This is a genomic window from Herbaspirillum frisingense GSF30 (genome assembly GCF_000300975.2).
Classification (GTDB): domain Bacteria; phylum Pseudomonadota; class Gammaproteobacteria; order Burkholderiales; family Burkholderiaceae_D; genus Herbaspirillum; species Herbaspirillum frisingense.
In genome coordinates this window covers 126,359-132,898 of record NZ_AEEC02000012.1, presented here as the reverse complement: position 1 = coordinate 132,898, position 6,540 = coordinate 126,359, and the positions used below count along the sequence as shown (strand labels likewise).

6 protein-coding genes are annotated in these 6,540 nt (G+C 63.0%); 4 read left to right on the top strand and 2 right to left on the bottom strand.

What is annotated here, in order from left to right:
• Nucleotides 1-487: 487 nt before the first annotated feature.
• Together HFRIS_RS10805 and HFRIS_RS10800 are read left to right on the top strand one after the other, a co-directional pair.
• The gene (locus HFRIS_RS10805) at nt 488-1,789 is read left to right on the top strand and encodes a UDP-N-acetylglucosamine 1-carboxyvinyltransferase (RefSeq protein ID WP_006463371.1); all 1,302 of its coding nucleotides are present in this window, start codon (nt 488-490) and stop codon (nt 1,787-1,789) included.
• Nucleotides 1,790-2,040: 251 nt separating this feature from the next.
• Nucleotides 2,041-2,721 carry an MgtC/SapB family protein gene (locus HFRIS_RS10800; RefSeq protein WP_006463370.1) on the top strand — a complete coding sequence of 227 codons (681 nt, stop codon included), beginning with the start codon at nt 2,041-2,043 and terminating at the stop codon, nt 2,719-2,721.
• A 247-nt stretch (nt 2,722-2,968) separates the two neighbouring features.
• Here the strand turns inward: HFRIS_RS10800 and HFRIS_RS10795 are convergent, their stop codons facing one another.
• A complete protein-coding gene (locus HFRIS_RS10795; RefSeq protein ID WP_006463369.1) occupies nt 2,969-4,069 on the bottom strand; it encodes a hypothetical protein in 1,101 nt (366 codons plus the stop codon).
• A 237-nt stretch (nt 4,070-4,306) separates the two neighbouring features.
• On the opposite strand from HFRIS_RS10795, the gene HFRIS_RS10790 reads away from it, so the two are divergent.
• Together HFRIS_RS10790 and HFRIS_RS10785 are read left to right on the top strand one after the other, a co-directional pair.
• The gene (locus HFRIS_RS10790) at nt 4,307-4,966 is read left to right on the top strand and encodes an HAD family hydrolase (RefSeq protein ID WP_006463368.1); all 660 of its coding nucleotides are present in this window, start codon (nt 4,307-4,309) and stop codon (nt 4,964-4,966) included.
• Nucleotides 4,967-5,054: 88 nt separating this feature from the next.
• Nucleotides 5,055-5,630: a TMEM175 family protein gene (locus HFRIS_RS10785; RefSeq protein ID WP_006463367.1), complete on the top strand. Its 576-nt coding sequence runs from the start codon at nt 5,055-5,057 to the stop codon at nt 5,628-5,630.
• 22 nt (nt 5,631-5,652) lie between these two features.
• On the opposite strand, the gene HFRIS_RS10780 is transcribed toward HFRIS_RS10785, so the two are convergent.
• Complete coding sequence (locus tag HFRIS_RS10780; protein WP_006463366.1) at nt 5,653-6,339, bottom strand: YoaK family protein; 687 nt, start codon at nt 6,337-6,339, stop codon at nt 5,653-5,655.
• Nucleotides 6,340-6,540 lie beyond the last annotated feature (201 nt).

The window sequence follows — 6,540 nt, the reverse complement described above, 5'->3', positions numbered from 1 at the left end:
CTTCTTGCGCACTACCCGCTTGCGTCCCTTGGCGCCGCTCGCGGCCGGCCTGTGCTTGCCGGCGCTGGAACCGGCCGCCTGCGCCTCGCTCACCTTGCCCGAGATGACTGTCAACATCAGCAGCAGGACGCTGCACATCAGGAGCCTGGCCAACACGCCAGCGCGGCGCAAAATCTGCAGAAACAAAGGGAAACTATCGTCGGAACGGGGCTGCTGCGTACAAAACATCGTCGAAAACCTCAGTCGGAGCATTCATTCAAGACCGGCCATGATACGGAAACTTGGCCGATGATGCAGCAACGTTCAGCTTTGCATCGATAAAGTGAAGCTTAAAAATGCGTTCTAGTGACAATAAGACAAGACGCCGCGCCGCCGCAAATTTGCTTCCCTGCCTGCAACCGGCCGGCGCATAATCTGTCCATTCCAGGCCGGACCCAGGCATTGCCCCGCTCCGGTCGATTTTGTCAGCCCGATTCAACTTACCTTCATGTCCAATCTCATCGTACACGGTGGCCGCCCGCTGCGCGGCGACATCATTCCTTCCGCCAACAAGAATGCAGTGCTGCCCATCCTCTGCGCCACCCTGCTGACCGACCAACCGCTACGTCTGATCGGCATCCCCGAGATCACCGACGTCAAGAAGATCCTGGAGATCTTCCGCGTGCTGGGCAGCGAGGTATCGGTGGACTATGCCAGCGGCATCCTGGAACTGCATCACCGCGATACCTGCTTCGACCCAAAAATTCACCATCTGCCGGAGGAAATGCGTTCCTCCATCATGCTGGTACCGCCCCTGCTGGCGCGCTTCGGTGTGGCGCGGCTGGAAAACGACGTCAAGGGCTGCACCCTGGGCGTGCGGGAAATCGATCCGCACGTGGAGGTGTTCCAGCGTTTCGGCGCGCGGGTGGAAAGCAGTCCCGATTCGCTCATCATCCGCACCAGCGGCCGCATGCAGGCCAACCATCACTGGCTGGACTATGCCTCGGTGACCACCACTGAAAACTTCGTGCTCTGCGCGGCCTCGGCCGGCGGGGAGTCGGTGCTGACCAATGCCGCCTCCGAGCCGCACGTGCAGGAGTTCTGCCGGTTCATGGCGATGATGGGCGTGCAGATCGATGGTATCGGCACCTCGCGCGTGACGGTGCGTGGCGGTGAAAAACTGGGGGGCGGCGAATTCCGCTTCGACGAGGATTTCCACGAGATCGCGACCTTCCTGGCCATGGGCGCCATCACCGGCGGTCAGGTGCGGGTGCGCAACAGCGCGCCGGAGCAGTTCCCGCTGATCGATCGCACCTTCGCCAAGTTCGGCGTGGAAGTGGTGCACGAAAACGGCTGGTCGCACACCCGCCAGAACGGCCCGCTCAAAGTCGTCAAGCCTTTCACCAGCAACATCCTCACCAAGGTGGAGGCCGCGCCCTGGCCCTACCTGCCGGTGGACCTGCTGCCGATCTTCATCGCGCTGGGGGTCAAGGCCGATGGCAACACCATGTTCTGGAACAAGATCTATGACGGCGCCATGGGCTGGAGCAGTGAACTGTCCAAGTTCGGCGCCCACGTCTTCCTGGGCGACCCGCATCGGCTGATCACCTTCGGCGGCCTGCCGCTGACGCCGGCCTCGGTGGAAAGTCCGTACATCATCCGGGTGGCCATTGCGCTGTTCATGGTGGCGGCCAGCATCGAAGGTCGCTCGGAAATCCGCAATGCCCTGCCGATCCGACGCGCCCATCCCAAGTTCGTGGAAAACCTGCGCTCGCTGGGCGCGGTGGTGGATTGGGTCGAGGAAGATTGAAGCGGCAAGGACGTGTCCGGTGCATGCGGCGTCATTGGCATCAATGACCAAGGCACCGCTCGCACGCCAGGCTCAAGGGCTATCACCTATCGGCAATGGGATCCCCGAATGGCAGCGGTAAAGATCAAACAATATAAATAATATATACTTTTAACGATCAGACATCGCTCCACAGGCTTACGCAAGCTCATCCATGCCTTCCAGGCTGAGCATTGCGTAAGCTGCCTCCCATCCCTTCAGAAGGAGAATCCATGCTCCCCGCAACGGACGTCATCCTCCGCCTGGCCGCAGCTGCCGTTCTCGGCAGCCTGATCGGCATCGAACGTGAACGCCTTTCCTGGGCAGCCGGCCTGCGTACCCACATGCTGGTCTGTGTCGGCTCTTCGCTCATCATGCTGGTGTCGGCCTATGGTTTTTCCGGGATCCTGCAGTCCGACAAGGTGGTCCTTGACCCCTCGCGGATGGCAGCTCAGGTGGTCTCGGGCATCGGCTTCCTGGGCGCAGGGTCGATCCTGCTGCGCGGAGAAATCATCCGTGGCCTGACCACCGCCGCCAGCCTCTGGACAGTGGCCGCCATCGGCCTGGCCGTCGGTGGCGGAATGTATGTCGCCGCCGTGGCCGGGACCTCCATCGTGCTGCTGATCCTGGCCGGGATGAAGCCCCTGGAGCGGCGCTATTTCGCCGACAAGCACAAGCGCGGCATTACCTTCCTGGTCCAGGCCGATACTTTCAATATCGGCCATCTACACCAACTGATGGGTGCCTCGGCGGCGCGGGTGAGCAAATTCGTGGTCAGGCGCGAAGCCGACGGCGGCGCTTTCGACGAAGTGTCCATCGTGCTCTCGCATACCTCGGAGAAGGAATTTCATCGCATCGTTCAGGGCTTTCTCAAGCTCGACGGCATCAAGTCCTTCGATTACATGGAGCTTTGACACCGTTGAAACAGGGACCGCTGAAACGAAGTGCGGGGAAATCCCTTCCCATCAACGAACAAGGGCGGCCATCTGGCCGCCCTTGCTGAATCTACTGCGAGTATTACGTCTACTGCGTCTCCTGCGTCCTCAGAACAACAGGATCAGCAGCAGGATGATGGGGATGGGGATACCCAGTAGCCAGAGCAGAATTGCGCCCATGTCAGTCTCCTCTCAAGGTTGGGGTTCAGGTCGATGTCGTCAGGTTTCAGTGCAGTTCGGGTTCGCCCAGGCGGCCGTCGCGACGGACCACTGCCTCAGCGTAGAGCTCGTTGCGGTCGCGCAGGCGGCCACCATAGGTCGCCAGCAGGCTGGCCACGAAAGCACCGCACAGCAGGGCCAGGAACATCCACAGCGAGGCGTAGGCAGCAGCCTTGCGGGCAGCGTCGGCGGCTTCCTTGGCCTTGGTGCCGGCGTCAGCGATAGCGCCCTGGTAGGCCGCGAAGGTATCGGTGACACGCTTTTCACCATCGGCCTGGGATACGCCGGTATGGCGCGCCACCAGTTGGCCCAGGTAACGGCGGTCGTTATCGGCCAGCTTGCCGCTCGCCAGCGAATAGCCAAATACACGCACCACTTCCATGCGCTGGGCCTGCGTCAGATCGCGACCATCAGCGGCCGTCGGAGCTGCCAAGGGGGCCACCGGCGCAGCAGCAGCGCCGTCGGTTGCGGCCGGCACTGCGGGCTGGTTTGCGGACGATGCAGCACCTGCATTACCTGCATTAGCGGTGTTACCACTACGGAACATCGAATCGATGAAGTAACCGGAAAAGCGATCGGCCATGTCGCCAGCGCCGCCAGCCGGACGCGCACCGTCCTGGCCCACTGCCATGGTGGCCGCAGCAGCCCCGGTACCCAAGGCACCGCCGGCAGCACCCAGTGTCTTGGCGCCACCGGAGATGACGCTGCCCACGGCCGAGCCCAGCAGCGCAGCAGTAGCCAGCGAGGCCACGGCCCAGGCCAGCAGCCCGTGCGCGGTATCGCGGAAATAGACTTCACGGGTATGCAGCCCGGCCCATTTCACACGCAGGCGCCCGGCCAGGAAACCGCCGATGGCCGATGCCGCGATCTGGGTGAACAACAGCCAGCCGGCCGTGGAATAGCCGATGGTCTTGGCCGACAGCCCTTCGCCGGACCACGGCGAGATGGACGAAAAGCCCAGGCCAAAGCCCAGCATCACGAGGATGAACGACAGCGCGGCGGCCGCAAAGGCACCCGCCAGGATGGCGCCCCACGAGACGCCTGAGCCGTTGCTGTTGACGGCCTCGACGCTGGCCGCAGGAAGGGAGTGGATGGTTGAGGTGGTCATGAGTCTCCTCGCGTTTCTTGATGGATTGATCCCCTGCGGGAGCGCAGGGCCGGGGGCATTGCCACGGAGAGACTGTAGGGCTGCGCTAGCGCAGGCGCCATCGGCGGACTTCGGCAGCTATCGTAGGAGAGTTGGAAAAACGCATGCAGGCATGCGCGAAGGGACGATGAGGGTCGCTGCAGCCCACACCCCCTCACTCTTGGGTAGAATGGCCGCCTCCCACTTGCACGGACCATCATGGCCATCACCACTTTCCTGTTCGATCTCGACGGCACGCTCATGGACAGCGACGCCCTGCATCACGCCGCGTTCAACACCATCCTGGCGCGCTGGGACCGGCATATCGATGTCGATTACTACAAGACCCACATCATGGGCGCCTCCAACGCCATGATCTTCGGTCACCTATTCCCCGGCATGCCGGCTGAGCAGTACATCCCGCTGGCGGAAGAAAAGGAAAGCCTGTTCCGCTCGCAGCTGGACCAGCACGTCGCGCCTACCCCCGGCATCGAGCGTCTGCTGGAGCATATCGCCCGTATCGGCGGGCGTAGCGCCGTCGTCACCAATGCCCCCCGGGCCAATGCCGAATTGATGTTGAAGGCCACCGGACTGGCTGGCCGCTTCGATGCCCTGGTCATCGGCGACGAGCTGGAACGCGCCAAACCCGATCCCCTGCCCTACCTGACCGGGCTGCAGTTACTCGGTGGCACGGCGGCACAGGCGGTCGCTTTCGAGGATTCCAGTTCGGGTGTCAAGGCGGCCAGCAGTGCCGGCATCTGGACCTTCGGCATGCTGGGCGGCCTGGACGAGGCCCGGCTGCGCGCGGCCGGTGCCCATGCGGTGATCCGTGATTTCAACGGCGCCGACCTGTGGGACAAGATCGCGCCACAAGGCTGAGCCCGGCAGCGCCCTATCCGAAGGGATAATGTCGGCCTGTGCAACGGGGTGCTAAGGTGCGCGGGATCATCCCTAGCCCCCTGCCTCCGTGAACAAATCCCGGCTTGAAGCCTTCAGCGATGGCGTCTTCGCCATCGTCCTCACCATCATGGTCCTGGAACTGCACGCGCCCGCCTCAGCCGAGCCGAGCGCCCTGCTGGCACTGGCCCCGGCACTGCTGAGCTATGCCCTCAGCTTTCTGTACGTGGGTATCTACTGGACCAACCACCATCACCTGTTCCAGCTCGCCGATCGCGTCAATCTGCGGGTACTGTGGGCCAACCTGCATCTGTTGTTCTGGCTCTCGCTGCTACCCTTCGCCACCGCCTGGATCGCCGGCCATCACCGCGACATGGCGCCGGTGGCGGCCTATGGGCTGATCCTGCTGATGTGCTCGGTGTCCTTCCTGGTGCTCAAGCGCACGTTGCGCGCCTCCGAAAGCAATCATCCGGAAGCCGCACGCATCCTCGGACAGGGTCGCAAGAACAATACCTCCATCCTGCTCTACGCCCTGGCGATCCTGCTCTCGCAGTGGGCACCGCTGATGGCCTCGGCGATCTACGCGGCGCTGGCCATCGTCTGGCTGCTGCCGACGCGGGCCGCCACTCCTGCACCCCGGCGCTAGGCGCCCGGGCAGGAGCCCCCCCTCAGCTGGCGGGCTGCTGGGTGAATTCCCATCCGATCAAGGCCACCAGGATCAGCACCGGCACGACCAGTGCGGCAAAGCCGATGGCGTGATAGGCAAACGCCGCCGCAATCGCACCCACACCGAAGGACAAGACCGGCCAGACGAACTTGATGCAGCGCTCGGTGGTGCCGGCGTCGGAAGCGCCGCGCAGCATGTCCACCACGTCGATCACCACCTGGGTGACGTTGCCGGTCATCAGGGAAGTCGGCGCCAGGTGCGCCAGCAACAGGCGGCTGATGGCACTATGCACGCCCATCGAGGCCGTGCCCAGCAGGCCAGATGCCATCACCCAGCCGGCCGTGGGCGACTGCACGGGCGCTGCGGCCATGCCACAGACCATGAAACCGATCAGCAACACCAGTTGCAGCACCAGCGACCAGCCCAGTGCACGGCCATTGCGGCGCTGGATGGCGGCAATCAGCAGGCGCCCCACCGCCACCCCGATGATGAAAGCCGGGAAGGCCAGGAATTTCAGCAGGATGGACATCTGCGAGGTGTCGGCCAGGGCCGAACCGATCAGGATGAAGTTGCCCGTGACGTGGGCCGTGAACAGACCGAACAGGGCGATGAAGCCCAGTGTATCGACATAGGCGGCGAGAAAAGCCAGTCCGGAGGACTGCAGGCGGTTGCGTTGTGCGGCATTCATGGAGCGTCTCGCAGAGGGTGGGGAAATATTGAAGAGGCCGCACACCATAGCATCGCCTGCCGCCCGCGCCCATTATCTCTGGGGATAGCAGGGGCGCCCTAAAGGCTTGCAAAAAGAATCACATCCATCGGCAAGAAAATGCAACAAAGGCATTTTTTACAAAAAACAGCACATTTGTACAATCCAAATCCGGCCCGAATG